The 25475-nt window shown below is 58.1% G+C and carries 24 protein-coding genes and 1 tRNA gene; 14 read left to right on the forward strand and 11 right to left on the reverse strand.

Features of this window, described 5'->3' with window-relative positions; genetic code table 11:
* Positions 1-4: 4 nt before the first annotated feature.
* From rodA to EY643_RS15470, 7 genes are all read right to left on the reverse strand, one after another.
* Positions 5-1147 (reverse strand): rod shape-determining protein RodA, encoded by a 1143-nt coding sequence (gene rodA, locus EY643_RS15440; RefSeq protein ID WP_153240072.1) that lies wholly within the window; start codon positions 1145-1147, stop codon positions 5-7.
* Entirely contained in the window at positions 1147-3003 is a 1857-nt protein-coding gene (mrdA, locus tag EY643_RS15445) for a penicillin-binding protein 2 (RefSeq protein ID WP_153240073.1), read from the reverse strand. Before mrdA ends, rodA begins: the two co-directional genes overlap by 1 nt.
* Before the next feature lie 38 nt (positions 3004-3041).
* Complete coding sequence (gene rlmH / locus EY643_RS15450) at positions 3042-3512, reverse strand: 23S rRNA (pseudouridine(1915)-N(3))-methyltransferase RlmH (RefSeq protein ID WP_153240074.1); 471 nt, start codon at positions 3510-3512, stop codon at positions 3042-3044.
* Positions 3512-3853, reverse strand: a complete 342-nt coding sequence (rsfS, locus tag EY643_RS15455; RefSeq protein ID WP_153240075.1) for a ribosome silencing factor — start codon at positions 3851-3853, stop codon at positions 3512-3514. Before rsfS ends, rlmH begins: the two co-directional genes overlap by 1 nt.
* Before the next feature lie 36 nt (positions 3854-3889).
* Positions 3890-4546, reverse strand: a complete 657-nt coding sequence (gene nadD, locus EY643_RS15460; protein WP_153240076.1) for a nicotinate-nucleotide adenylyltransferase — start codon at positions 4544-4546, stop codon at positions 3890-3892.
* Positions 4543-5799, reverse strand: a complete 1257-nt coding sequence (locus tag EY643_RS15465) for a glutamate-5-semialdehyde dehydrogenase (RefSeq protein WP_153240077.1) — start codon at positions 5797-5799, stop codon at positions 4543-4545. Before EY643_RS15465 ends, nadD begins: the two co-directional genes overlap by 4 nt.
* Positions 5800-5956: 157 nt before the next feature.
* Positions 5957-6559, reverse strand: coding sequence for a peroxiredoxin (locus EY643_RS15470; protein WP_153240078.1), 603 nt, complete (start codon positions 6557-6559; stop codon positions 5957-5959).
* Positions 6560-6855: 296 nt separating this feature from the next.
* On the opposite strand from EY643_RS15470, the gene EY643_RS15475 reads away from it, so the two are divergent.
* Entirely contained in the window at positions 6856-7062 is a 207-nt protein-coding gene (locus tag EY643_RS15475) for a bacterioferritin-associated ferredoxin (protein WP_153240079.1), read from the forward strand.
* Positions 7063-7159: 97 nt separating this feature from the next.
* Here EY643_RS15475 and grxD read toward each other — a convergent pair whose 3' ends face one another.
* Positions 7160-7492 carry a Grx4 family monothiol glutaredoxin gene (grxD, locus tag EY643_RS15480; protein ID WP_153240080.1) on the reverse strand — a complete coding sequence of 111 codons (333 nt, stop codon included), beginning with the start codon at positions 7490-7492 and terminating at the stop codon, positions 7160-7162.
* A gap of 238 nt (positions 7493-7730) precedes the next feature.
* Here grxD and EY643_RS15485 point away from each other — a divergent pair, with 238 nt between their 5' ends.
* The 10 genes from EY643_RS15485 (at position 7731) to fadA (ending at position 20313) form a co-directional block, all read left to right on the forward strand.
* Positions 7731-8894: an aspartate aminotransferase family protein gene (locus EY643_RS15485; protein ID WP_153240081.1), complete on the forward strand. Its 1164-nt coding sequence runs from the start codon at positions 7731-7733 to the stop codon at positions 8892-8894.
* A 33-nt stretch (positions 8895-8927) separates the two neighbouring features.
* Positions 8928-9842, forward strand: a complete 915-nt coding sequence (argF, locus tag EY643_RS15490; RefSeq protein ID WP_153240082.1) for an ornithine carbamoyltransferase — start codon at positions 8928-8930, stop codon at positions 9840-9842.
* Positions 9843-10394: 552 nt separating this feature from the next.
* Complete coding sequence (locus tag EY643_RS15495; RefSeq protein ID WP_153240083.1) at positions 10395-13268, forward strand: ribonucleoside-diphosphate reductase subunit alpha; 2874 nt, start codon at positions 10395-10397, stop codon at positions 13266-13268.
* Between the two features lie 60 nt (positions 13269-13328).
* The gene (locus EY643_RS15500) at positions 13329-14609 is read left to right on the forward strand and encodes a ribonucleotide-diphosphate reductase subunit beta (RefSeq protein WP_153240084.1); all 1281 of its coding nucleotides are present in this window, start codon (positions 13329-13331) and stop codon (positions 14607-14609) included.
* A 125-nt stretch (positions 14610-14734) separates the two neighbouring features.
* On the forward strand, positions 14735-14926 hold the full coding sequence (locus EY643_RS15505; RefSeq protein WP_153240085.1) for a hypothetical protein: 192 nt from the start codon (positions 14735-14737) through the stop codon (positions 14924-14926).
* A gap of 165 nt (positions 14927-15091) precedes the next feature.
* On the forward strand, positions 15092-15286 hold the full coding sequence (locus tag EY643_RS15510; RefSeq protein ID WP_153240086.1) for a hypothetical protein: 195 nt from the start codon (positions 15092-15094) through the stop codon (positions 15284-15286).
* Positions 15240-16010 (forward strand): VOC family protein, encoded by a 771-nt coding sequence (locus EY643_RS15515; RefSeq protein WP_153240087.1) that lies wholly within the window; start codon positions 15240-15242, stop codon positions 16008-16010. The genes EY643_RS15510 and EY643_RS15515 overlap by 47 nt, the downstream gene beginning before the upstream one ends.
* Before the next feature lie 86 nt (positions 16011-16096).
* A complete protein-coding gene (locus tag EY643_RS15520; protein WP_240732733.1) occupies positions 16097-16666 on the forward strand; it encodes a heme-binding beta-barrel domain-containing protein in 570 nt (189 codons plus the stop codon).
* Positions 16667-16956: 290 nt separating this feature from the next.
* Positions 16957-19104, forward strand: coding sequence for a fatty acid oxidation complex subunit alpha FadB (fadB, locus tag EY643_RS15525; RefSeq protein WP_153240088.1), 2148 nt, complete (start codon positions 16957-16959; stop codon positions 19102-19104).
* A gap of 27 nt (positions 19105-19131) precedes the next feature.
* Positions 19132-20313: an acetyl-CoA C-acyltransferase FadA gene (fadA, locus tag EY643_RS15530; protein WP_153240089.1), complete on the forward strand. Its 1182-nt coding sequence runs from the start codon at positions 19132-19134 to the stop codon at positions 20311-20313.
* A 132-nt stretch (positions 20314-20445) separates the two neighbouring features.
* On the opposite strand, the gene EY643_RS15535 is transcribed toward fadA, so the two are convergent.
* Positions 20446-20778: a YqcC family protein gene (locus tag EY643_RS15535; protein ID WP_240732734.1), complete on the reverse strand. Its 333-nt coding sequence runs from the start codon at positions 20776-20778 to the stop codon at positions 20446-20448.
* Between the two features lie 89 nt (positions 20779-20867).
* Between EY643_RS15535 and EY643_RS15540 the strand changes: the two genes are divergently transcribed.
* Both EY643_RS15540 and EY643_RS15545 read left to right on the forward strand, forming a co-directional pair.
* Positions 20868-20941: transfer RNA gene (locus tag EY643_RS15540), tRNA-Gly, on the forward strand.
* Positions 20942-20960: 19 nt separating this feature from the next.
* A complete protein-coding gene (locus EY643_RS15545; protein WP_153240091.1) occupies positions 20961-21608 on the forward strand; it encodes an MOSC domain-containing protein in 648 nt (215 codons plus the stop codon).
* A gap of 13 nt (positions 21609-21621) precedes the next feature.
* Here the strand turns inward: EY643_RS15545 and dinG are convergent, their stop codons facing one another.
* Together dinG and EY643_RS15555 are read right to left on the reverse strand one after the other, a co-directional pair.
* Positions 21622-23748 (reverse strand): ATP-dependent DNA helicase DinG, encoded by a 2127-nt coding sequence (gene dinG, locus EY643_RS15550; RefSeq protein ID WP_170287424.1) that lies wholly within the window; start codon positions 23746-23748, stop codon positions 21622-21624.
* Positions 23742-24923 carry a 1-acyl-sn-glycerol-3-phosphate acyltransferase gene (locus EY643_RS15555; RefSeq protein WP_153240092.1) on the reverse strand — a complete coding sequence of 394 codons (1182 nt, stop codon included), beginning with the start codon at positions 24921-24923 and terminating at the stop codon, positions 23742-23744. Before EY643_RS15555 ends, dinG begins: the two co-directional genes overlap by 7 nt.
* 138 nt (positions 24924-25061) lie before the next feature.
* Here EY643_RS15555 and EY643_RS15560 point away from each other — a divergent pair, with 138 nt between their 5' ends.
* The gene (locus EY643_RS15560) at positions 25062-25289 is read left to right on the forward strand and encodes a hypothetical protein (protein WP_153240093.1); all 228 of its coding nucleotides are present in this window, start codon (positions 25062-25064) and stop codon (positions 25287-25289) included.
* Positions 25290-25475: the final 186 nt, after the last annotated feature.

Raw genomic sequence — 25475 nt, forward strand, 5'->3', positions numbered from 1 at the left:
GCGCCTAGCGCGTCACCAGTTTTCTTTCCGTACTCACCGCCATCAGGATACCGAAACCAGCCATCAGGGTAACCACCGATGTACCACCGGCGCTCACCAGCGGCAAGGGTACCCCCACCACGGGTAACAGGCCGGCGACCATGCCCATATTCACAAAGATGTAGACGAAGAACGTCAGGGTAAGGCTACCTGCCATCATCCGGCCAAAACTGGTTTGGGCGTTAACCCCAATCCAGAAACCGCGCAGCAGGATCAAAACATAAATGGCCATAAGGACCATCACACCGCGCAGGCCATGCTCTTCTGCCAGCACCGCGATAATGAAGTCAGTATGGCTCTCCGGCAGAAAATCCAGCTGCGACTGGGTACCATCCAGCCAGCCCTTGCCCTTCCAGCCACCGGAGCCAATCGCGGTTTTGGACTGGATGATATTCCAGCCCGCGCCGAGCTTGTCGCTCTCTGGATTGAGCATGGTGAGAATACGCTGCTTCTGGTATTCCTTGAGCACAAACGTCCATGCGGGCCAGGCCGACGCCAGCGCCAGTATCACCGCACCGAAAATGTAGCGCCAACCAATGCCCGCCATGAACAACACAAAAAGGCCTGAGGAGGCGATCAGGAGCGAGGTACCCAGATCCGGCTGCTGCAGGATGAGCAAAAAGGGGATAGCGACCAGCACCAGCGCCGCCAGAATATGCGTGAACCGCGGTGGCAGCGCCCTGTCGGCGAGGTACCAGGCAACGGCCATCGGCACGACCAGTTTCAGGATCTCAGACGGCTGGAAACGAAATCCGCCAATCTGCAACCAGCGCTGGGCCCCCTTGGCGCCCACGCCGAAAAACATCACGCCCACGAGCATGGCGACGCCGGCCAGGTATAACCAAGGCGACCACCGGGTATAGCGCTGCAGGCTGATCTGAGCGCCGAGGATCAGGATCACGTAACCCACGGCAAAATATCGCCCCTGACGAATCACAGCGCCCATACTCTGGCCAGAGGCACTGTACAGCACAAACAGGCCGTAGCCGGTCAGCATCATCAGCAAAATCAGAAGCGGAAGGTCGATATGAAAACGAGCGAAGGCGCTGGGCCTGCGCGCGAGATCCGCACTGCCCTGGTGGGGCATCTGCCTGACGTAATCGCCCATCAGGCAGGATCCTCATAATCTGAGCTACCAAGCAACCAGGTGTCGATTACCTTGCGTGCTATGGGCGTAGCCGCCGAACTGCCGCCACCGTTCTCAACGATAATGGCCACCGCAATGGTCGGAGCTTCGGCGGGTGCAAAAGCGATAAACAGACCGTGGTGACGGTGACGTTCATTGACCTCGTCCTCGTCGTACACTTCACCCTGGGCGATGCCAATCACCTGCGCAGTACCGGTCTTGCCAGCCATGTTGTAGCGAATACCCTTGGCCAGATACTTGGCCGTACCCTTCTTGCCATGCACCACCTCAAGCATGCCGTCGTAAACAGCAGCCCAGTTTTCCTCTTTCGCCACCAAAGGCTGGAGTTCTGGTGCTTCCAGAACCTCACCGTTTATCGAGTGCAGGAAACGGGGAATACGTCGCTCACCCTTGCTCGCCAACACGGAAGTCGCAGCCGCGAGCTGCATGGGTGTCGTCAACATGTAACCCTGACCGATACTGGCGCTAATCGTCTCACCGGGATACCAGGGCTGCCCCAGGGCGTCTCGCTTCCACCGGGTTGAGGGTAAGACACCCTTGCGCTCATTCGTGGTATCTACCCCGGTGCGATCCCCGAGGCCGTAGGGCTCGAGATACTCGTACATGGTATCGATGGTCAGCTTGCGGCCCAGATCATAAAAATACGTATCACAGGATTCGGCAATGGCCATCTTCAAATCAACTTCTGGCGCATGGCCAGTACCGCGAATGCGCAGAATCCAGTCGCGATAGCGATGCCTGTCTCCGGGCAGGCTGTACCAGCCAGGATCCGGCACGGTGGTCTCAGGCGTCACAGTACCGGATTCAAGCCCCGCCATGCCCATCATCGGCTTGATAGTCGACCCGGGGGGATATTGGCCCTGTACCGCGCGGTTGAAGAGCGGCACGTCGGGCGAATCCCTGAGGGCGCTGTAGTCCTTACTGCTAATGCCATTGACGAACAGATTAGTGTCGTAGCCGGGTGTGGATACCAGGGCAAGAATACCGCCGGTATGCGGATCCATGGCCACCACGGCGCCGCGGCGATCTCCGAGCGCATCGGCGGCTGCCTGCTGCAGGCGAATATCCAGATGCAGGGTAATATCTGAGCCCGGCGCCGGTGGATTGCGCTCCAGCACCCGCAGCACCCGACCGTGGGCGTTAGTCTCGACGTTCTGGTAACCCACGTCGCCGTGGAGCATATCCTCGTAGTATTTCTCTATGCCAACCTTGCCAACGTGGTCTGTGCCCGCGTAGTCGCTTTCGTCGAGTTCCAGCGCCTCGCGTTCATTGATCCGGCCAACATAGCCGAGGGCGTGGGAAAACAGTTCGCCGTGCGGATAATGGCGCAACAATTGTGCTTCCACCACAACACCGGGCAAGCGATAGCGGTTGACCGCCAATGCCGCCCGCTCCTCCTCTGTGAGCCGGAACCGGAGGGCTACAGGTTCATATGGGCGACGCCGTTTCAGGCGGGTTTGAAAACGTTCGAGTTCACTTTCGCTGATGGGCACCAGGCCGGCGAGGACGGCCATGGTCTCGTCGAGTTCGCGCACTCGCTCCTTGATAACCGAGAGAGTAAAACTCGGCCGGTTGTCGGCCAGCAACACACCATTGCGATCGTAGATCAGGCCACGCTTGGGCGGCAGTGGTTGCAACTGAACCCGGTTGCGGTCCGACTGGGTGACGTATTGTTCGTAATCGGTGATCTGGAGACTGTGGTAGCGGGCAAAGATCACCCCCAGCATACCGACGACAACGATGATGGCAGCCACCGTTCTCGCGCTGTAAATGCGGGCCTCCCGATGAGGATCCTTCAGTGCGATGGGCTGGGGCATGAAACAGCGTGGCCTGGTGCTTTCTTATGTAGGGGAAACTATTCGCGATGATACGGGTGATTGACAGTGATTGTCCAAGCCCGATACAGCTGCTCTGCCAACAAAATTCGCACCAGTGGGTGTGGCAGGGTCAGGTCAGAGAGCGACCAGCGCCGTTCCGCCTTCTCCAGGCAGGCTTTGGAGAGGCCATCCGGGCCGCCGATGAGCAGACTGTAGTTGGCGCCGGACATCTGCCAGTTGGCAAGCTGGTCGGCCAGTTGCTCGGTGGAAAGTGACTTACCGCGAACATCCAGGGCGATCACCTTGTCGCCCGCGGGAATAGCCTTGAGGATCTGCTCCCCCTCCTTCTCCCGCAATTTATCCGCACTGGTGCCCTTGCCCCGCTGAGCTAGCGGAAGCTCCTTCCACTCTACCTTGAGTTCGCGCGGCATGCGCTTGCTGTATTCGTCTACCCCCTGGCTGACCCAGGGGGGCATCTTGGTACCAATGGTGATGATGCGCAGGCGCATCAGTCAGCGTCGGGCTTGGGATGATCCGCCCACAGGCGTTCCAGGTCGTAGAAATCACGGGTGGCAGGCAGCATGACGTGAACTACAACGTCGCCAAAATCTACCAGTACCCACTCCCCGGCGTCCTCACCTTCAACGCCCAGGGCTCGCTCGCCCTGCTTTTTGGCTTCGAGGCAGACATTGTCCGCCAGAGATTTCACGTGACGGTTGGAGGTGCCACTGGTAATGACCAGATAGTCCATCACATCGGTAAGCCCGGTCACGTCCATGGTCACGGTATTTACCGCCTTGAGATCGTCGAGTGCTTCGACGACCAGTTCAGTCAATTGCTCAGCTTGCATCGCGTAGATGGCTGTTCATAGATGTGCCATTCCTCTTCATAGATAAAGTTGTCTCTCCTGAATATAGTCCAATACGCACTCGGGGAGCAGGTATCGGGGGGAGCGTCCGTTTGCCAGCAGCTCGCGCACCTCGGTTGAGGAGATGTCCAGCGGCCTTAGTTCCTGCACAAGCACGCTGCCGCAGGTATCCCTGTGCAGCACATCCGACGCGTCAGCCCGGTGCTGTGCCAGCCAATCTGCCACCTCCCCCTCAGTAGGGAATTGCCAGCCTGGCCTGGCCAGCACGACGATATGAGCCACATCGAGCAGCTCATCCCAGCGGTGCCAGCTGTTGATCTTGTGTACCGCGTCACTGCCCATCACCATGGTCAGGCTGTGGCGCTGATCGAGTTCAGCACGCAGGTCGAGCAAGCTGTCGATCGTATATGACACGCCCTCGCGCTCTAGCTCACGACGGTCACAACGCAAGTGGGGCTCGCCAGCAACAGCCAACTCAACCATGGCAGCGCGATCCTCAGCACTGCACATGGGTGCCTGCCTATGCGGCGGCGTGGCACAGGGCATCAATCGCAGATGATCGAGGTCAAGGTGTTCAACCAATTCGAGCGCCGAACGCAAATGGCCGTAGTGCACCGGATTAAACGTTCCACCGAAGACGCCTACCGGCGTCAGTGGCCTGGCAGCAGGGTTCAAGTGCGAACCTGACCCTCGCCCATCACCACGTATTTCTGTGAGGTGAGCCCTTCAAGGCCAACCGGCCCGCGAGCGTGGAGCTTATCGGTTGAAATCCCGATTTCCGCGCCGAGACCATACTCAAAACCATCGGCAAACCGGGTCGAGGCATTGACCATGACCGAGCTGGAATCCACCTCTCGCAAAAAGCGCATGGCCCGCCCGTGATCGGCAGTAACAATACTCTCGGTATGCTGGGAGCTGTACTGGTCGATATGTGCCATCGCCTGCTCCATGTCATCTACCACCCTCACCGCGAGAATGGGCGCGAGATACTCTGCGTGCCAATCCTCTTCAGAGGCAGCCACTGCGCCCGCAATGATTGCCCGGGTGCGCTCACAGCCGCGCAGTTCAACGCCCGCACTGCCGTAAGCCTGTTCCAGGCGCGGCAAGATAGCAGACGCTTCCGCAGCATGCACGAGCAGCGTTTCCATGGTGTTGCAAGTACCGTAGCGCTGGGTCTTCGCATTAACCGCAATACTCTCGGCCATATCCAGGTCCGCACCCTCGTCGATATAGACGTGACAGACCCCATCCAGATGCTTGATCACCGGTACTTTGGCGTCGGCGCTGATGCGTTCAATCAGGCCCTTGCCGCCCCGGGGGACAATCACATCCACGAACTCGGGCATAGCGATCAGGCGACCCACAGCTGCGCGATCAGTGGTGTCGACCACCTGCACCGCCGCCGCGGGCAGCCCGGCCTGTTCCAGACCCTGCGCGAGACAACGCGCTATCGCAAGATTGGACGACAAGGCCTCTGAACCGCCGCGCAGGATGGTGGCGTTACCGGATTTCAGGCACAAGCTCGCTGCCTCGACGGTCACGTTCGGCCGCGACTCGTAAATGATGCCAATGACACCCAGGGGAACGCGCATACGCCCGACCTTGATGCCACTGGGCATGGTATTCATATCGGAGATGGCACCCACGGGGTCGGCCAGCGATGCGACCTGGGTCAGACCTTCCAGCATCGTATCGATACGCGCCGGTGTCAGCTCAAGCCGGTCCATCAGCGGGCCCTCGAGGCCATTGGCCGCGCCTCGCTGCAGATCTTCTGCGTTGGCAGCAGCCAGTTCCGGTCGAGCAGCATCCAGCAAGTCGCGCGCGGCCAACAAGGCATTATTGCGCGCGGCGGTTGTGGAAGCGGCCACCTGACGCGCTGCTGCGCGTGCCTGGCTGCCCAACTGCTGCATGTACTGCTCTACGTCCATTTCAATTCAAGTCGCTTGGGAAAAAGGCCGGCAATTATACCCGGTCTTGGTTCGTTCTCCACCCACCCTTTGTTGCTTCTATATAAGCCGGCACGGGGGGCAAAAAAAAAGCCCGGGACAATGCCCGGGCTCTTCGTCTGGCAACTGTCACCGAGAACTACAGCTCTTCAGAGTTCTCAGACAGGTAGGCAGCCACACCATCGGGCGAAGCATTCATGCCCTTGTCACCCTTGTTCCAGCCAGCAGGGCAAACTTCGCCGTGCTCTTCGTGGAACTGCAGTGCTTCAACCAGACGGATCAGCTCGTCTACGTTCCGGCCCAGGGGCAGGTCGTTCACCAGCTGGGAGCGAACATTGCCTTCTTTGTCGATCAGGAAAGCGCCACGGAATGCCACACCACCTTCAGCTTCAACGTCGTAGGCACGACAGATGTCATGACGCACGTCAGCAGCCATGGTGTAGGTCACAGCGCCGATGCCGCCGTCATTGATGTCAGTGTTGCGCCACGCGTTGTGCGTGAACTGGGAGTCGATGGACACAGCCACGACTTCCACACCCAGCTCGCGGAACTTGTCCATACGGTGGTCCAGAGCAATCAGCTCGGAGGGGCATACGAAAGTGAAATCCAGCGGGTAGAAAAATACCAGACCGTATTTGCCGGCCATGGCTTCGGAACGCTTGTAGGAATCGACGATCTCGCCATTGCCCAGTACCGCGGCCACGTCAAAATCAGGTGCAGGTTTGCCAACTAATACGCCCATTTGTTCTTACTCCAATATAAAGGGTCATACAGAAAACGAGGCGCTGCCTCGCAGGTCGGGTGTGAATAATACACAGGCTATGTGACAGCGCAATTTGATTCTGCGCATCCCCAATATAGGAAAAAACTATCAAGACTCCTGCAATGATTGTTTGGTCGCGATATTTAGTGAGAAGACTCATCAATATCGACTGTCCGAGGGCAGTTTACGCGAATGTAGTTGACAATCATTCTCGTTATTATTAACGTAACCATCATCTTCTACAAAATTGAATCACCGCACCAGAAACCAAGCTTATGTACGTCTGTCTCTGCAAAGGTATTACCGACACCCAGATCCGTGCCGCCGTCCAGGATGGCGCGAGTTCACTGCGTGAGGTCAACCGCAACCTGGGTGTGGCCAGCCAGTGCGGCAAGTGCGGCATCATGGCCAAGGAAATCGTGCAGGAGTCCCTGAACGATCTGGCGGAACGTGACGAGCAGCTGTTCTACGCCGTCAGCTAAACCCCTTCGAATACAAAAAAGCCCGGGCACTGCCCGGGCTTTTTTGTTTGTGCTTTGGCTAAATGAATAGCCAGCGCGGCTTACACCACGCCCACGGTTACTCGCTCTCGGTCTGGGCGGCCGCAGCTTCCTTGACCAGCGTCTGCAACTCACCGCTTTCGAACATTTCGGTGACGATGTCACAACCACCGACAAGCTCACCACCTACCCACAGCTGGGGAAAAGTCGGCCAGTTGGCATACTTGGGCAAGTCGGTGCGCACGTCTGGATTGGACAGCACGTCGACATAGGCAAAGCGCTCGCCACACTGCATCAGTGCCTGCACGGTGCGCGCAGAAAAACCACACTGGGGCTGATTGGGAGAACCCTTCATGTAAAGAAGAATCGGGTTGCTTTCAATTTGTTCTTTGATGGTATCGATAGTATCCATGTCAATTCCTGTTGCAATGTACGTCTGTGCCCCCGGATTCGAGAAGGCGCATCCTGTCTCAAGGCCGCGCATTCTAACCCATTCTGGCGCCAAAATATCCACGCGCTTTTCAGGTGATTTACAAGCGCCGCGACGGGGTCTATAGTGCTCGGTCCCCAGGCAGCCCGAGCTGCCTTTTTTTGTTTGGGCTTCCGCAAGAAATGGGGACGGAGCCCACGAATTACAAGGAGTTAGCAGCATGTCGGCCTTGATGCCCACTTACGCCAGATTACCCGTTACTTTCAGTCATGGAGAGGGGGTATACCTCTTCGACACTGAAGGCCGACGATATCTGGACGGCATCTCCGGCATCGCCGTCAACGGCCTGGGGCACAATCACCCCGGCGTGACCGCCGCGATCCAGGATCAGGCCGGCAAACTGGTGCACACCTCCAACCTGTACGGTGTCGGCCCGCAGGAAGAACTGGCTTCTCGCCTGGCCGAGATTTCCGGCATGGAGCGCTGTTTTTTCGGCAATTCGGGCGCAGAAGCCAATGAAGCGGCAATCAAGATCGCCCGCCTCCACGGCCACAATCGCGGTATCGAGAAGCCCGCCATCGTGGTGCTGGAAAACGCCTTCCACGGCCGCACCATGGCCACGCTGAGCGCCACGGGTAACCGCAAGATCCAGGCAGGTTTCGAACCCCTGGTCAGTGGCTTTATCCGCGCGCCCCGAAATGATCTGGAAGCTATTCGCCAGATCGCTGTAAACAACCCGGATGTGGTGGCCTTCTTTGCTGAGCCGATCCAGGGCGAGGGCGGCGTTCATCCGCTGGACGAGGACTACCTCCGAAGCGTACGCGCACTGTGTGAAGAACAGGGCTGGCTGATGATGCTGGACGAAGTCCAGACCGGCAATGGCCGCACTGGCACCTGGTTCGCTTACCAGGGCATGGGCTTCACCCCCGACGTAGTGACCACCGCCAAGGGCCTGGGTAACGGTGTCCCAATTGGTGCCTGCCTGGCCCGCGGCGAAGCAGCGGCAACTTTCGGCCCCGGCCACCACGGCTCCACCTACGGCGGCAACCCGCTGGTCTGCGCGGCAGCGCTGGCGGTGGTGGAGGCTATTACCGGCGAGGAAGTGCTGGCGAACGTGGAACAGATGGGCGCCTTGATCCGCGACGTCATCACCTCAGACCAGGCAGCCGCGCCGCGTATAAAAGAAGTGCGAGGCCGTGGCCTGATGCTGGGTTTCCAGCTGGACCGCGACTGCCCCGGGCTGGTCCAGGAAGCCCTGGAGGCCGGCCTGCTGATCAACGTCACCGCCGGCAATACGGTGCGCCTGCTCCCTCCACTGATCATTAGCGAACAAGAAGCGCGCGAACTCGCCGAGGGCGTCGCCAATCTGATTGCCGGCCTCTAGGCCGCGTCGTAAAAAGTTTTAGAGGAATAAACAATGGCCCATACAAGGCATTTCCTGACCCTATTGGACTTTAGCCCCGCGGAATTAAACGACATTATCGCGCGGGCAATAGAGATGAAGAAAGAACACCGCGCAGGCGCAGATCAGCGCAAATTTCCCGGCCAGGTGCTGGGCATGATCTTCGCAAAGTCGTCTACTCGAACTCGCGTTTCCTTCGAAGCGGGCATGGCCCAGCTTGGAGGCCACGCCATGTTCCTCTCGCCCACCGACACCCAGCTGGGTCGGGGCGAACCGATTGAAGACTCGGCGCGCGTCATTTCCTCCATGGTCGACATCGTCATGATCCGCACCTTCGGCCACGACATCGTTGAAACCTTTGCGGCGAATTCGTCTGTACCCGTAATCAACGCGCTCACCGATGACTTCCACCCCTGCCAGCTGCTGGCGGATATCCAGACCTACGTCGAGCATCGCGGCAGCATCGCCGGCAAGACCGTGACCTGGGTAGGCGACGGCAATAACATGGCACAGAGCTATATCAATGCCGCACGTCAGTTCGACTTCGAGTTGCGTATCGCCTGCCCTGAGGGCTACGACCCCAGTGCCGAACTCCTTGCGGCCAACGCCGGACGTGTGAGCATTGTGCGCGATCCCATGGCCGCCGCCGAGGGGGCAGATCTCGTGGTCACCGACGTGTGGGCGTCCATGGGCCAGGAAGAAGAGCAAAAGCAGCGAGAAGCAGCCTTCGCCAACTACCAGGTGAATGGTGAACTGATGTCGCGTGCCGCCTCGGACGCTCTCTACATGCACTGCCTGCCAGCCCACCGCGGCGAGGAGATCAGTGCCGAGTTGATGGATGCGGCAGACACCGTTATCTGGGACGAAGCAGAGAACCGCCTGCATGCGCAAAAAGCGCTGATGGAGACCCTGCTACTGGCAAATCAGTAGCAGCATTGCTGTGGGAACCGCATGGTGCCCACAGCTTCATAACAAACCCACATATCCGCTCCCTTTTTTAGAACAAAAAATTCATAATCGCTCTGTCATATGGCCACCCCGCCAGATTCATGGGCTTTAGCGTAAGTGGCCACCTACCTAGCCCCCTATCAACAAGTTATCCACAGAATAAACCCAGTATGGTGCCTTGCATAACCGGGGGGGCCGCATTATCTTGTACCTATTCCAGCGACAAACCCCAATATATGGGATATCCGGTGATCAAAAAATAAGCAAAATGCATCGGGATGTAACGTCACTGTTACCCTTCTGCACAGTTTAGGATCATCAAGACACACCGCTGAGAAGAATTAGGAGATCGCTTCCAGCTGAACCCTCGACCAGGGGCCAGCCATTAATCGGAACGCGAGAGAAACAGGGGAGTTATCGCCACCCGGCAGGAGAACTGGGCTACCCAGTCACCCGTTTTGTGGCCACCAATCCTCTTCCGACAAGCAACATCTGACAACAATAAGGCGAACAGCCACAAGGAATCGGAGAGATATGCAAACAGAGACCAATCCCAGCGGCACCAGCACCGGAGCCACCAGCCCAGAACTGAACACCCCCGTGAGCGGCGGCATCGCGGCTACTGCCCCGGGCCAATTGCGCGTTATCAAACGCAATGGCACGGTCGTTCCCTTCGAGGGCAGCAAAATTTCGGTGGCCATCACCAAGGCCTTCCTCGCTGTTGAGGGTGGCACAGCCGCTGCATCCAGTCGGATTCACGAAACCGTCGCCAAATTGACTGAGCAGGTCACCGCTACCTTCAAACGACGGATGCCCTCCGGGGGCACTATCCACATGGAGGATATCCAGGATCAGGTCGAGCTGTCGCTGATGCGCGCCGGTGAACACAAGATCGCCCGCGACTATGTGATCTATCGCGAAGAGCAGGCCCGCAAGCGCGCCGCCAAAGCGTCGCTGTCACAGGAAACCCAGGACGCGGCCAACGCCATCGGTGTGGTACAGGCAGACGGCAGCCGTGTCCCGCTGGATCTCGAGCGTCTGCACACGATTGTCAGTGAAGCCTGCGATGGTTTGTCTGACGTCAGTGAAGCCGATATTCTCGACGAAGCGCTGAAGAACCTCTATGACGGTGTGACCGCCGACGAATTATCCACCTCACTGGTGATCACCGCTCGCACCATGATCGAGCAGGACCCAAACTACAGCTACGTGGCCGCCCGCCTGCTGGAAGACAACCTGCGCGCCGAGGCACTCTCGTTTATGGGCCTGGCCAATAGCGCCACCCACGCCGAAATGGTGCAACTGTATCCAGCAGCGCTGCCCGCCTACGTTGCCAAAGGTGTAGAGCTGGAGCTGCTCGCCCCGGGGCTTCTCGATTACGATCTGGAACTTCTGGGCCGCGCCATCCTCCCTGAGCGCGACAAGCAATTCACCTACCTGGGCCTGCAGACTCTCTACGACCGCTACTTTATCCACAGCGATGAAGTGCGCTTTGAGCTGCCACAGGTATTCTTTATGCGCGTGGCCATGGGCCTCGCCACTGAAGAAGCCGATAAGAACGCCCGCGCAATTGAGTTCTACGAGCTGTTGTCCTCCTTTGACTACATGAGCTCTACCCCAACCCTGTTTAACGCCGGTACCCTGCGCCCGCAGCTCTCTTCTTGCTACCTGACAACCGTCCCGGACGACCTGCATGGGATCTACGGCTCCATTCAGGACAATGCGATGTTGTCCAAATTCGCCGGCGGCCTCGGCAACGACTGGACACCGGTGCGCTCACTGGGCGCCTACATCAAGGGCACCAATGGCAAAAGCCAGGGCATTGTGCCCTTCCTGAAAGTGGTGAACGATACCGCGGTGGCGGTAAACCAGGGCGGCAAGCGCAAGGGCGCGGTATGCGCCTACCTCGAAACCTGGCATATGGATATCGAGGAATTTGTCGAACTGCGCAAAAACACGGGTGATGATCGTCGCCGCACTCACGACATGAACACCGCCAACTGGATTCCCGACCTGTTCATGAAACGGGTATTCAACGACGAAGAATGGACTCTGTTCTCCCCCAGCGACGTGCCCGACCTGCACGATCTTTACGGCAAGGCCTTTGAAGAGCGCTACGCATACTACGAGGCTATGGCAGCCGCCGGCGAGATCAAACTGTTCAAGACCGTGAAGGCCGAGAACCTGTGGCGCAAGATGCTGGGCATGCTCTTTGAGACCGGCCATCCCTGGATCACCTTCAAGGACCCCTGCAACATTCGCTCCCCGCAGCAACATGTCGGCGTGGTGCACTCGTCTAACCTCTGTACCGAGATCACCCTCAACACCAGTGCCGACGAGATTGCGGTTTGTAACCTGGGCTCAGTCAACCTGCCCCAGCACATCGATGAAAACGGCCTCAACCTGACCAAGCTGCGCAAAACCATCGGCACCGCCGTGCGCATGCTCGACAATGTCATCGACATCAACTACTACTCGGTGGACACCGCACGCAACTCGAACATGAAACATCGCCCGGTGGGCATGGGCGTCATGGGTTTCCAGGACGCACTGTACAAGCAGCACATGTCCTACGCTTCGGAGGAGGCAGTCACGTTTGCCGACCGCTCCATGGAAGCGATCAGTTACTACGCCATCGAAGCCTCCAGCGCGCTGGCGGCCGAGCGCGGCACCTACTCCAGTTACGAGGGTTCGCTCTGGAGCCAGGGCATCTTCCCCGTCGACTCCCTGCAAACTCTGGTCAATGAACGCGGTGCCGATTACATCTCGGCGAACTTTGACCAGACATTGGACTGGCCGGCCCTGCGTGCGCAAGTTCAGCAGAACGGAATGCGCAACTCCAATGTGATGGCGATTGCTCCCACAGCTACCATCGCCAACATCACCGGTGTGTCGCAATCCATCGAACCCACGTACCAGAACCTGTATGTGAAATCGAACCTCTCCGGCGAGTTCACCGTGGTGAACCCTTACCTGGTCAGCGATCTCAAAGAGCGCGGCCTATGGGACGGCGTGATGGTCAACGACTTGAAATATTACGACGGTTCCGTCCAGGCCATCGACCGTGTCCCGGACGACCTCAAGGCCATTTACTCCACCGCCTTCGAGGTGGAACCACGCTGGCTGGTAGACGCTGCCTCACGCCGCCAGAAGTGGATCGACCAGGCCCAATCACTGAACCTGTATATCAACAACGCCAACGGCAAGAAGCTGGATATCACCTATCGCATGGCCTGGTACTCGGGCCTCAAAACGACCTACTACCTGCGATCGCTGGCCGCAACCGGCACTGAAAAGTCCACCATCGATACCGGGGCACTCAACGCGGTATCCAATGAAGCAGCCGAGCCAGCGCCCGTGCCGGCGGCCTGCTCACTGGACGACCCCGACTGCGAGGCCTGCCAGTAGGCAGCAGGAAAGGGTAAACACAATGACAAGCAGAGTAACAACAGCCAGGGGAAAAACTAGATGTTGAGTTGGGATGACTACCACAAAGAAGAAGCGACACCGGCCGCAGCGGCACCACAACAAGCCGCCAAACCGCAAGCACTGGTAGCCGAAATGGAGACGCCACCTGGGGCAGTGGCAGTTCCACGAGAAGAACCGCAGCCAGAACCCGAGGTAGCCGCTGCACCTGTATCTGCGCCGCCGAATGATCCCGTGGCGCGCGCCGCGGAAGCCGTGGCCAGTATCGACGTGGCTCCTGGTCTGGAAGAGCTGGAAATGGGCGCCGCCCGGGTTTCAGTCGATGAAAAGGCAATGATCAATTGCCGCGTCGACCTCAACCAGTTGGTGCCGTTCAAGTACGACTGGGCCTGGCAGAAATATCTGGATGGCTGCGCCAATCACTGGATGCCCCAGGAAATCAACATGACGGCAGACGTCGCCACCTGGAAGAGCGCAGACGGCTTGTCCGAGGACGAGCGCCGAATCATCATGCGCTCGCTGGGCTATTTCTCTACCGCCGACTCACTGGTGGCGAATAACCTGGTGCTGGCAATTTACCGCCTGATCACCAACCCCGAATGTCGACAGTACCTGTTGCGCCAGGCATTTGAAGAGGCCATTCACACCCACGCCTACCAGTACTGCATCGAATCTCTTGGCATGGATGAAGGCGAAATTTTCAACATGTACCGAGAAGTCCCCTCGGTGGCCGCCAAGGCCGCGTGGAGCCTCAGTCATACCCACAGCCTGAGTGACCCCACTTTCAACACAGGCACCCTGGAAACTGACCAGGAACTGCTGCGCAACCTGATCGGCTTCTACGCAGTAACCGAGGGCATCTTCTTCTACTGCGGCTTCACCCAGATTCTATCCATGGGCCGGCGCAACAAAATGACCGGGGTGGCAGAACAATTCCAATACATCCTGCGTGATGAGTCCATGCACCTGAACTTCGGGATCGATGTGATCAACCAGATCAAGCTCGAGAACCCCCAGTTGTGGACAGAGAGCTTCCAGGACGAAGTGATCCAGATGATTCTGGAAGGCACTGAGCTCGAAATCCAGTATGCACGGGACACCATGCCCCGCGGCGTGCTGGGAATGAATGCGGCGATTATGGAGGAGTATCTCCACTTTATCTGCAACCGACGCCTGTCACAGCTGGGCCTGCCTGAGCAGTTTACCGGCGCCCAGAACCCATTCCCATGGATGAGCGAAATCATGGATCTGCGCAAGGAGAAGAACTTCTTCGAAACGCGGGTTATTGAATACCAGACGGGTGGAGCCCTTAGCTGGGATTGATAGCCCTTAGCTGGGATTAATAGCCCAGCTGAGATTAAGAAACCAAGTCCAGCCGGCTGCCCCTGCAGTCAATGGGGCGGCTGGATGGCACCAACAGCGGTAGGTCGAATAACGAGGACTTTTTTATGCCAGAGAACGACAGACCCACGGAAACAGAGACCATTCTGATGGCGCTTGACCAGATCAGCCAGACCATCGATGTCATGACCAGTGTGGTAAATCGCTTGCGCAACTACGTTCACCAGCAGGAGGCAGCCGCTGCAGAGCAGTCCCAGGAGCTGGCGGCGGAAATGCAGGGCGACCACATCATTCACTAGCGAACGCCCGATTCGCGGCGGTGTCGGGCATGGCCCCGAGGCCCCGCCATCCCTACCTCTACCGCACTGGTGGCGCTGGCGGCCACTCTTCTGGCGCCCACAGCCATTCGGTAATAGAGCTTCCTGACGCAAACTGCGAATGTGCCCATAATCAGGACGACAGCCATGACCAGCAAGAAAAGATGTGAACCCGACGAAACCATGCTCATCGCACTGGAAGAAATAGGCCATACCCTGCAAGTCATGGAAAGCCTGTTCCAAAGGCTGGAAAAGCACGTTCACTCACGCATGGGTGAAGCGCAGGAATCTGGCCATGCCCAGCTCGACCACGATATCCCGTCAGAGCGCACCGTTCACTGACGCCCTTGGCAGCGGCGGTCAACCGCGTATCATCCCTGGTGATACCCTTCAGGAGACCGCCGTGTTCGCCGCCTTTGATCGAGTCTATATCGACGTACCCTCACCGCACGATGCTATCGCCGAGTACGCCACACTGCTTGGTGTTGTCGCGGACGGCAGCCGCCTATCTCTCGCCAATCTTGATATCTGCCTGCGGGGCGATACTGAAACTGCAGCCATAGCCGGCCTGAATCTGCTCGACACGGCGTTACCACCGGCTACCGAGCAAGTTGTATCAACTGGCGAGATGCCCATCCAGCTAGCGGCCTCAAACTATCGCTCGCCCGACTACCGAAGCACCGACTCTACGACCGGCATTTATGCCGTGGATCATATTGTCCTGCAGACCCGCGACGCCGACGCCTGCATCGCCCTGTTCCGCGACCAGCTGGGCTTGCGCCTGGCACTGGACCAGGCCGTACCTGAATGGGGCGGCCGGATGCTCTTTTTCCGTCATGGCAAAATGACACTGGAGGTCATCCAGAATCTGAAAGAGCCGCCACCAAGAGACTTCTTCTGGGGTATCACCTACCTCTGCCACAACATCGACGAAACCATTGAGTTGCTGGACGTACGAGGCGTCGCTCACTCACCCATTCGCGAGGGTCGCAAGCCGGGCACACGCGTTGCCACCATCAAGAGCCATGCACTGGGGTTGCCCACGCTGATCATCGGGCCAGCCTGAAATTTGATCCAGAATATCCCTTCCCGGTACTGTCTGTACTAAAGTGATACGGTAGAAACCATCAGCCCAGAGAGGAGAAAGAACACGTGAGCACCATTATCGACGGCGTAGATTACGGCCCCCTGCACCAACTCATCGGCACCTGGTGGGGCGACAAGGGCCTGGATGTGGCCCCGGAGCCAGATGGCGATGACAAGCACGCCTATATTGACCAGATCATCTTCACCCCGGCGGGCGCCGCTGAAAACGCCGAAGAACAAAATCTGGTGTGCGTGAAGTACCACCAGCTGGTCCGCAAACGCAATAAAGGCACTGTCTTCCACGACCAGATAGGCCACTGGATGTACGAGCCCAGCAGCGGAATCATCATGCACTCGCTGACGATTCCACGCGCCGTATGTGTCCTGGCGGGTGGCGAGTTACAACAGAACGGCGATGAAACCATCTTCGATGTTGCAGCGACCCAGGGCAGCGAGACCTTCGGCGTGGTGCAGTCACCTTTCATGCTCGAGAAAGCAAAAACCACTGCTTTCAAAATGACCATGAAGGTCTCGGGGGATGAACTCGTCTACGAGGAGACGACCTCATTGGATATCTACGGCCGTCTATTCGAACACACCGACGGCGCAACGCTACAGCGTATCGTTTACGACTAGCGGCGGTAGCTCAGGCCCACTTTGATGGTGCGCGGCATATTGCGCCGCGCGCCGATCAGCTTCCCGCAGAACATCTGAACCTTTCCAACGCTGCCGCAGTTCGCCCCTGAAAGGGGGGCTTTACCCGGGCAATGTAATCGCTGTAAACTTCACCTCTCGAACCGGTGCCATTAGCGTAAATCCGCCCCCATTATCACGGGCATCAACTACACTTATGGCCCCCTCACCGAGCAGCGGCTACACTCCAATGCCTCGATTAACACCCCACTAACCTGAGACAGGACACCGACATGATCTACCAGAGTGACCAGCTCACGATCACGCGCCTCGAAGGCGACATCGCGGAGCTGAACTTCGACCTGCAGGGCGAATCCGTCAACAAATTCGACCAGGCTACTGTTGCCAGCCTTACCGCTGGCCTCGACGCCCTCGAAGCCGAGAGTGGCATCAAGGGCCTGCTGGTCACATCCGGCAAGCCAGTCTTTATTGTTGGCGCGGACATCACTGAGTTCGTCAGCCTGTTCGGCGCGAGCAAAGAAGAGATCAAGCCCTTCACCGGCACCAACAACAAAAACTTTAACCGCCTCGCGGCCCTGCCATATCCATCTGCGGTCGCCATCAATGGCTTCGCCATGGGCGGCGGCCTGGAAGTGTGTCTGGCCTGCGATTTCCGCATCATGAGCACCGCGGCTAAAGTCGGCCTGCCCGAAACCAAGCTGGGTATTCTCCCCGGCTGGGGTGGCACCGTGCGTCTACCGCGCATCATCGGTGTCGATGAAGCTGTGATGTGGATGGCCACCGGCGCGGACAAGCGCCCCGACGACGCGCTGAAAGCCGGCGCTGTTGACGCTATAGCGGCTCCCGAACAACTCCGCGACGTGGCATTGGCAACCCTGAACAATGCCGTCGAGGGCAACCTCGACTACGAAGCTCGCCGCGCCGAGAAGCACGGCCCCCTGCCCCTGAATGATATCGAAGCCATGATGAGCTTCTTCACCATCAAGTCCATGGTCGGTCAGCAGGCTGGCAAGAACTACCCCGCGCCGATCAAGGTCGTAGACGTGATTGAGCAGGCCCGCAAGATGAGCCTCGAAGAGGCCCTGGATGTGGAAGCTGAAGGCTTTGCCGAGCTCGCCACAACACCCGTCGCTGCGGCGCTGGTTGGCGTATTCCTCAACGACCAGCTGCTGGGCAAGGTCGCCAAGGGCTGGGAGAAAAAAGCTGACAAGAAGATCGAACACGCTGCCGTACTGGGCGCGGGCATCATGGGTGGCGGCATCGCCTACCAGAGCGCGTTCAAGGGCACCCCGATCAAGATGAAGGACATCAACCAGGACGGTCTCGACCTGGGTCTGTCCGAGGCCAACAAGCTGTTGGCCAAGCGCGTTGCAAAGGGTCGCATGACCCCCGCTAAAATGGGCGACGTTCTCAACAGCATCGACCCCACTCTTACCTACGCCGGCTTTGAAGACGTCGATATCGTGGTTGAGGCCGTGGTCGAGAACGAGAAGGTCAAAGGCATTGTCCTGGCTGAAACCGAGAAAAATATCGACAAGGACGCCGTACTGGCCTCCAACACCTCTACTATTTCCATCACCCGCCTGGCGGAAAACCTGGAGCGGCCTGAAAACTTCTGCGGCATGCACTTCTTTAACCCGGTACATGCTATGCCACTGGTAGAAGTGATTCGCGGTGAGAAGACTTCCGATAATGCCATCGCCCGCACCGTGGCGTATGCCAACAAGATGGGCAAGAAAGCGGTTGTCGTTAACGACTGCCCTGGATTCCTGGTCAACCGGGTACTGTTCCCCTACTTTGGCGGCTTCAATGCCCTGCTGCGCGACGGCGCTGACTTCCAGGCGATCGATAAAGTCATGGAGCGTTTTGGCTGGCCCATGGGCCCCGCCTACCTGATGGACGTTGTCGGCATCGACACCGGCGTTCACGCTGCCAACGTGATGGCAGAGGGTTTCCCCGACCGCATGCAGCCCGACTTCAAGAGCGCTACCGAGGTGATGTTCGAACTCGAGCGCTACGGCCAGAAAAATGGCAAGGGCTTCTACGAGTACGTCACTGACAAACGCGGCAAGCCGAAGAAAGTCGTCAACGAAGACGTCTACGGCATGATCGCTGACGTCTGTGGTGACCGCGCCGAGTTTGAGAAAGATGACATCATCATGCGCATGATGCTGCCCATGGCCATCGAGATGGCTCGCTGCGTCGAAGAAGGCATCGTCGGCACACCCGCCGAGGCCGATCTGGCGCTGCTGTACGGCGTGGGCTTCCCGCCCTTCCGCGGTGGCATCTTCCGCTGGATGGACACCGTTGGCATGGCAACCATAGCAGCTGCCTCAGAGAAGTTCGCTTCGCTGGGCAAAGCCTATGAGCTGACCGACAACATGAAAGACATGCTTGCCAACGGCAAGACCTACTACTGAGTTAGGCGAGAATTAAGGAGAAATACTGTGAGTTTGAATCCGAAAGACGCAGTGATTGTAGATTACGCCCGCTCAGCCATGGGGCGTTCGAAAAACGGTTGTTTCCGCAACGTACGCGCAGACGACCTGTCTGCCGCTGTCATCAACGGCATGCTGGCCCGCCACGAGTCATTTGACCCGGCGGAAATCGACGACCTGATCTGGGGCTCGGTGATCCAGCGCGGCGAACAGGGCATGAACCTGGGCCGCATGGTTGTGCTCAATGCCGGCTTGCCCCACACCGTCCCGGCGCAGACAGTCAATCGCCTTTGTGGCTCCTCCATGAGCGCGCTGCACACCGCAGCCGCGAACATCATGGCAGGCGTCGGCGACGTATACCTGGTGGGCGGTGTGGAACATCTTGGCCACCTGCCAATGATGGACCCTGCCAACGTGGACCCGAACCCTCGCATGGGTCGCTCCGTGGCCAAAGCCGCAGGCATGATGGGCATGACGGCTGAAATGCTGGCGCTCATGCACGGTGTCAGCCGCGAAGATCAGGACAAGCTGGGGCTGCGCTCCCACCAACTGGCCCACAAAGCCACACTGGAAGGCAAGTTCAATCGCGAGATCATCGCGATCGACGGCCACGATGAGAACGGCGCACTGGTCTCGGTCACGGCAGATGAAACTATCCGCCCCGAAACCACTCTGGAAGGCCTCGCGGCCCTGAAGCCCAGCTTCAACCCCCAGGGCGGTACCGTCACTCCCGGCCAATCCTCGCAGATCTCCGATGGCGCCTCTGCGATGCTGGTAATGTCTGCCGAGAAAGCCCAGAGCATGGGCCTGACGCCGATTGCCAAGATCCGCTCCATGACGCTCGCCGGTGTGGACCCCTCCATCATGGGCTACGGCCCTGTGCCGTCCACCCAGAAAGCCCTGAAGCAGCTGGGCCTGACCATCGACGACATCGACATGGTTGAGCTCAACGAAGCCTTCGCAGCACAGGCGCTGCCTGTACTGAAGGATTTGGGCCTGCTGGACAAGATGGAAGACAAGGTGAACGTCCATGGCGGCGCGATCGCTCTGGGCCACCCCTTCGGCTGTTCCGGCACCCGCATCACCGGTTCACTGTTGAACGTGATGGAAGACCGGGACCTGACCCTGGGTATTTCTACCATGTGTATTGGTCTGGGCCAGGGTATTACTACCGTGGTCGAACGGGTGTAACACCTGCTCTTTGACAGCGCTGCTTCAGCAGCGCCCACAAAAAAGGCCCGCTTTAGCGGGCCTTTTATTTATTTAGACAGCCCTGGTTTCGATACCGCCGCTACAAGCTGCTCAATGTGCAGCAGAAGACCCTCAGCCGGTGGTGATCAGCTGGTCTACCCGCTGCAACGCCGCCACCAGTCCACCTACCGACAACTCGCTGCCGCGAAAGTACTCTTCTGCCATCGGCGCGATACTGCACTTCTCTGGGAGAGGGCTTTGCTCGTCCAGCATCCGGTAGATTGTTGGAAGAAAAACAAACTGCAGCCACTGTGGCAGCGTCAGTGTGTCAACACAGAAAGGCTCAGTGGAAGCCAGCGCCTCAGTAGAAGGCGCTATCTTCTCCCACAGGCTCAACTGGCGCAGCTGGGCTTCGACATCAATCAGGACTTCGGCAATTTCGGTGTGCATGGTATCGCTCAACACTCTGTGGGCAGCATTCTACAACGAACTATGAGTAAACGCCCTGCAGCTTTTGACCCCGACACATAGCGGAGTGTAATCTGCCAACTCAAGCGGGTGTAGTTCAATGGCAGAACGGCAGCTTCCCAAGCTGCATACGTGGGTTCGATTCCCATCACCCGCTCCAATGCTTGCTGGGCTTTCACATGCGTGTTCTTGCTACCAATATCTCCCAACCCAGGGAAATCCAGTTCCGCGGCGAGACCCACCTCACGGGCATTTTCAAGACACCGACTGAAGAGCCTGTCTACCTCGGCCGCGAAGGGGTCCGAAACGATGCCGTGATCGATCTGGTTAATCACGGCGGGCGTGACAAAGCGATATATGCCTTTGCGTCTGATCACTACGACTATTGGCGCGACACCTTGGACAAGCCAGACATGCCCCCTGGCGCATTCGGCGAAAACCTGACTATAAGCGGGCTGATTGAGTCCGATATTCATATCGGCGATCAGCTGGCCATCGGCAACGCGATTCTGGAAGTGAGCCAACCGCGGGTACCGTGTTTCAAACTGGGCATTGCTCTGAACGACGAACGCGCGCCCGCCCTGTTCACCCGCCACTTCTTCACCGGCGTGTATTTCAGGGTCCTGCGCGAAGGTGAGGTCAGAGCCGGTGATACGGCATCAATCGTCCATCGGCACGGAGCCGCAGTGAGCGTTCACAGCCTGTTTCGCGCCAGATACGACTCCGCCTGGGACAGCGCGACAGAGACGATGGAAAGCGCGCTGGATGTGGCGGCGCTTGCGCCCGAGTGGCAGGAAAAAGCCCGGACATATCTCGCCAGACGTTAAGCCCGCAATGACCTCAGCCCAGTTCGCGTCTGAACGGCGGCAGCGACTCCAGAATGGCCTGGCCATAGCGTCGGGTTTTGATACGTCGATCCAAGAGCGTTACCCGGCCGCTGTCGGTCTCGGTACGCAGCAACCGGCCCGACGCCTGTACCAGGCGCAATGCCGCATCCGGCACACTGATTTCCATAAAGGGGTTCTTACCCTGGGCTTCCATCCATTCTGCCAGCGCTGCCTCCAGGGGGCTGTCGGGCACTGCAAATGGAATCTTGGCGATCACCACGTGACGGCAATAATCACCTGGCAGGTCCACGCCCTCGGCAAAACTCGCGAGGCCAAAAATCACACTGCCGAAGCCACTGTCGATCTCGTCGCGATGGCGCCGCAATATTTCCTGCTTGCTGTAGTCACCCTGCATCAGAATGCGATCGCCCAGCACGCCGGTAACGCCTGCATACACATCCTGCATCTGGCGACGGGAGGAAAACAACACGAGCGAACCCTCATTGATGTCCAGCAGCCGCGGCAATTGCTCGATGATGGCATCTGTGTGTGCCTGGGCATCGCCCGGGTCACAGTCCATCGCCGGCACCGCGAACACCGCATTGCCGTAATCGAATGGGCTGATGACCTGCTTGAAGCGACTATCACGTGGCGCTCCGGAATGCAGAATAAAACGCTCAAAGGAATTCAACGCAGTGATCGTCGCAGAAGTAATAATTACTCCCGCCGCCCGCGACCATAAATTGTCTGTGAGAATATCCGACGCGAGTACCGGGCTGCAGCGCAGGTCAAATGCGTACTGCCCACCACTGGTCACCATGGTGATCCAGCGCGCCACCGGCGGCTCACTGGGCTCTCCTCCCTCAGCATAGGCCCGCCACAGGGCGAGCGCTCCTTCGGCGCGCCCCAGCATACCGCCCAGATTGATGTGCCAGGTCTCCAGGTCCGAGCGATCCAGACCGGAAAAGTCATCCTCCAGTGCGTCTTCCAGCACTTTCTCCATGCGCCCGAGCACACCCGCGAATTTGTCAAAGCGCTCTGCGAGAGACAGCGACAGGACGCGTAATTCTTCCGGCACAACACCGTGATCAAAACGCACCTGGGGGTCGTCCCGGCTTCCCTCCGGGTCAATATCCTCGAACAGAACGGCCACCTGTTGCTCGACCGCCTGCAGGCTCATCACCAGCTCGTCGACATCGGCGGGAAGGTTCGCGAGCAGGCGCTCCAGATTGTCCAGTGGCGCCAGTATCGGCGCGGCTTGACCGAACGCCTTTTTACAATCCTGCAGCCAGCTCACGGTGGTGTGCAGCCGACAGAAGCTGGCGAAATGCGACAGTGTCTTGTCCGGCAGGTGATGGCCCTCGTCGAACACGTAGATGCAGTCGTCGGGATCCGGCAGAATGGCGCCGCCACCCAGCGCCAGATCGGACAGCGCCAGATCGTGATTGGTCACAATGATATCGGCGTTCTGCAATTGGTCCCGCGCCTTGAAAAAACTGCACTGGGAAATATTGGGGCAGCGCCGACCCGTGCACTGGGCGTGATCTGTGGTGACTCCCCACCACACTTCATCTGCGATCGTGTCGGGCCAATTGTCTCGATCACCATCCCACTGACCGCGGCCCATGGCATCGATCATGGCATTGTAAACAGGCACGGCCTCGGCACTGGCGGGGGTATTCATCTCGTCGGGATAAAGCGCGAGCATACCGCTCTCGCCCTGCCCTTCCATCAACTGGCGATCGAGCTTAGACAGGCACACATAGCGGCGGCGTCCCTTGGCCAGGGCAAACGTAAATGCGAGACCGCTGTGATGACGAATGTCCGGCAGGTCTTTATTGATGAACTGTTCTTGCAAGGCAATCGTGGCAGTGGCCACAACCAGGCGCTTCCCCAGGGCCTGGGCCATAGGGATTGCAGAGACAGCGTAGGCGATGGTCTTACCGGTACCGGTACCGGCCTCGATCACACAGACCGCAGGTTCGTTGGAGGGGGCCTGCCCCGGGCCGGGAATTCTACTCAGAGCATTGGCAATTTCGGCGATCATCTGGCGCTGACCCCAGCGTGGGGTGAGCTCTTTGCTCTCCATCAGCGCCGTATAGGCGGCGCGAATGTCGTCCTTAAGTTGGTCCGTCAGCAAGGGTATTGAATGGGTTCAGCCCGTTGCTGTTCCGCCAGATCCAATTTGTTCATTACCACATTGGCGTAGATCGCCAGCGCGAAAGGCCGATGCGCCTCGGGCATGGCGTTAATGCGAGCTTCGAACTCCTCGCGGGAGCAATCACCGTCTTCGGAGTAAAAATCGTCAGGAATCGCTGGGGCATACTCGCCATAAAGCATTTCATAGGCGTACCGATTGGTGGGGTGCAGGCAGTACAACTCGAACACCTGGCGATCGATTTCCTGGGCCACATGATCGGCATCATCAAAACGCGGGCCCAGCGGTGTGCCAAAAGAGACATGCACACGACCTTTCTGGCCTGCGATGCCCTGGCCAATCGAGGCCACATCTTCCTGCTCACCTTTCTCATAACTGCCGTTCTCGGCCAACTCATGCAGTTCGTTGGCCTTCAGCGCATCACAGGGATCCAGTTCATAGGAAATCGCCACCGGGACAATACCCAGGCCGGCGATGTGATCACCAAAACTTTCATTGCTCTTGTCGCGACTCATGCCGATCATCTTGATCACGGCGGGCTCGGTGCGATCGTGGCCGTCTTTGGCCCGCCCTTCGCGCTGGGCCAGCCAGACCGGGTTGCCGTCGGCCCGAACCGAATGGCGAATGTAGTTGGCCAGATTACGCGACGCTGCAAGCAATTCTCTTGGTCCGCCCAGATTACGTTTGACGATAAAACTCTTATTGAGCCGCATCAGGTCAGAAACCCAGGATTTCGTCAGCAGATTATCGCCGATCGCAATACGCACGGTTTGGTGCCCGCCCTGATGCAGTGCGTAATTGGTAAACGCGGGGTCCATCGCGATATCGCGGTGATTGCTGATAAAAAGATAGGCGCGGGAAGGGTCGAGGTTTTCAAGGCCCGACACCGTGAAACCACCGCAGGAGTCGGCGATCATTTTCTCCACATGTGTTTTGATAACCATCTGCATGCTGTGGACATCCTGAACGTCCTTCAGCTGCCGCTTGAGCCCCATGCGCACCAGCGGACGACGCAGGAACGCGGGTAATCGGGCCACAAAACCCTCGGTGCGCTCTCCGAGCAGATCGAGTAGTTCGGACTCGCTCAACAGGCGCGAAAGTACGTCAGTTACCTCGTGGTCCTGGTAAGGGCGTATATCTGCGAAGGGATCAGACAAGCTCAGTTCCTCAGCCTAAAAAATAGCCGTAAACAATACCCAATATTGCCCTGCTAGTCATGCTCATGACTGACTTAAATACACCTTTCTGCTAACCTGCCGCGGCTAAAGCAAGAATTCACCATTTCTGGAGGAAATATGGACGCGGCAAGTGCCTCACTCACTACCCTTGGCGTAGCAGCAATGCTGGTCAGCTACATTCTGATGATGATTACTTCCTGGAAGGAAGATTATGCGTGGGGCCTGTGCACCCTCTTTCTGCCACCGCTTTCCTACCTGTACGGACTGGCGCGCCTCGACAAGGCTGGCGATGCCTGGATCGTCGCGATTGTAGGCTGGTTATTGATCTGGTTTGGACTCGGCTAAACCCGGACTGTTACTTTCGGGAAGTATTACCTAGATTTAATGTTTCCCGAAAAAACCCTCCAAAATCCCCATTATTTTATTTTAAAACAATAACTTATAGAAAAATAACGTCACGAAACTCTTCGCGACCGTTACTTCAATTCTCAAATAATTACCTATTAGTAACACTCCACAGCCAGCGAACCG

It is taken from the genome of Halioglobus maricola, from assembly GCF_009388985.1.
GTDB classification, from domain to species: domain Bacteria; phylum Pseudomonadota; class Gammaproteobacteria; order Pseudomonadales; family Halieaceae; genus Halioglobus; species Halioglobus maricola.

Excerpts from the sequence above, each read along its gene's own strand:
- EY643_RS15475 (WP_153240079.1), top strand. The coding sequence starts at position 6,856 with ATGTACGTCTGTCTCTGCAAAGGTATTACCGACACCCAGATCCGTGCC.
- EY643_RS15500 (WP_153240084.1), top strand. The coding sequence starts at position 13,329 with ATGTTGAGTTGGGATGACTACCACAAAGAAGAAGCGACACCGGCCGCA.
- EY643_RS15495 (WP_153240083.1), top strand. The coding sequence starts at position 10,395 with ATGCAAACAGAGACCAATCCCAGCGGCACCAGCACCGGAGCCACCAGC.
- rodA (WP_153240072.1), bottom strand. The coding sequence starts at position 1,147 with ATGGGCGATTACGTCAGGCAGATGCCCCACCAGGGCAGTGCGGATCTC.
- EY643_RS15510 (WP_153240086.1), top strand. The coding sequence starts at position 15,092 with ATGACCAGCAAGAAAAGATGTGAACCCGACGAAACCATGCTCATCGCA.
- EY643_RS15485 (WP_153240081.1), top strand. The coding sequence starts at position 7,731 with ATGTCGGCCTTGATGCCCACTTACGCCAGATTACCCGTTACTTTCAGT.
- EY643_RS15465 (WP_153240077.1), bottom strand. The coding sequence starts at position 5,799 with ATGGACGTAGAGCAGTACATGCAGCAGTTGGGCAGCCAGGCACGCGCA.
- EY643_RS15515 (WP_153240087.1), top strand. The coding sequence starts at position 15,240 with ATGCCCAGCTCGACCACGATATCCCGTCAGAGCGCACCGTTCACTGAC.
- argF (WP_153240082.1), top strand. The coding sequence starts at position 8,928 with ATGGCCCATACAAGGCATTTCCTGACCCTATTGGACTTTAGCCCCGCG.
- EY643_RS15470 (WP_153240078.1), bottom strand. The coding sequence starts at position 6,559 with ATGGGCGTATTAGTTGGCAAACCTGCACCTGATTTTGACGTGGCCGCG.
- grxD (WP_153240080.1), bottom strand. The coding sequence starts at position 7,492 with ATGGATACTATCGATACCATCAAAGAACAAATTGAAAGCAACCCGATT.
- rlmH (WP_153240074.1), bottom strand. The coding sequence starts at position 3,512 with ATGCGCCTGCGCATCATCACCATTGGTACCAAGATGCCCCCCTGGGTC.
- EY643_RS15560 (WP_153240093.1), top strand. The coding sequence starts at position 25,062 with ATGGACGCGGCAAGTGCCTCACTCACTACCCTTGGCGTAGCAGCAATG.
- fadB (WP_153240088.1), top strand. The coding sequence starts at position 16,957 with ATGATCTACCAGAGTGACCAGCTCACGATCACGCGCCTCGAAGGCGAC.
- EY643_RS15505 (WP_153240085.1), top strand. The coding sequence starts at position 14,735 with ATGCCAGAGAACGACAGACCCACGGAAACAGAGACCATTCTGATGGCG.
- mrdA (WP_153240073.1), bottom strand. The coding sequence starts at position 3,003 with ATGCCCCAGCCCATCGCACTGAAGGATCCTCATCGGGAGGCCCGCATT.
- rsfS (WP_153240075.1), bottom strand. The coding sequence starts at position 3,853 with ATGCAAGCTGAGCAATTGACTGAACTGGTCGTCGAAGCACTCGACGAT.
- EY643_RS15545 (WP_153240091.1), top strand. The coding sequence starts at position 20,961 with ATGCGTGTTCTTGCTACCAATATCTCCCAACCCAGGGAAATCCAGTTC.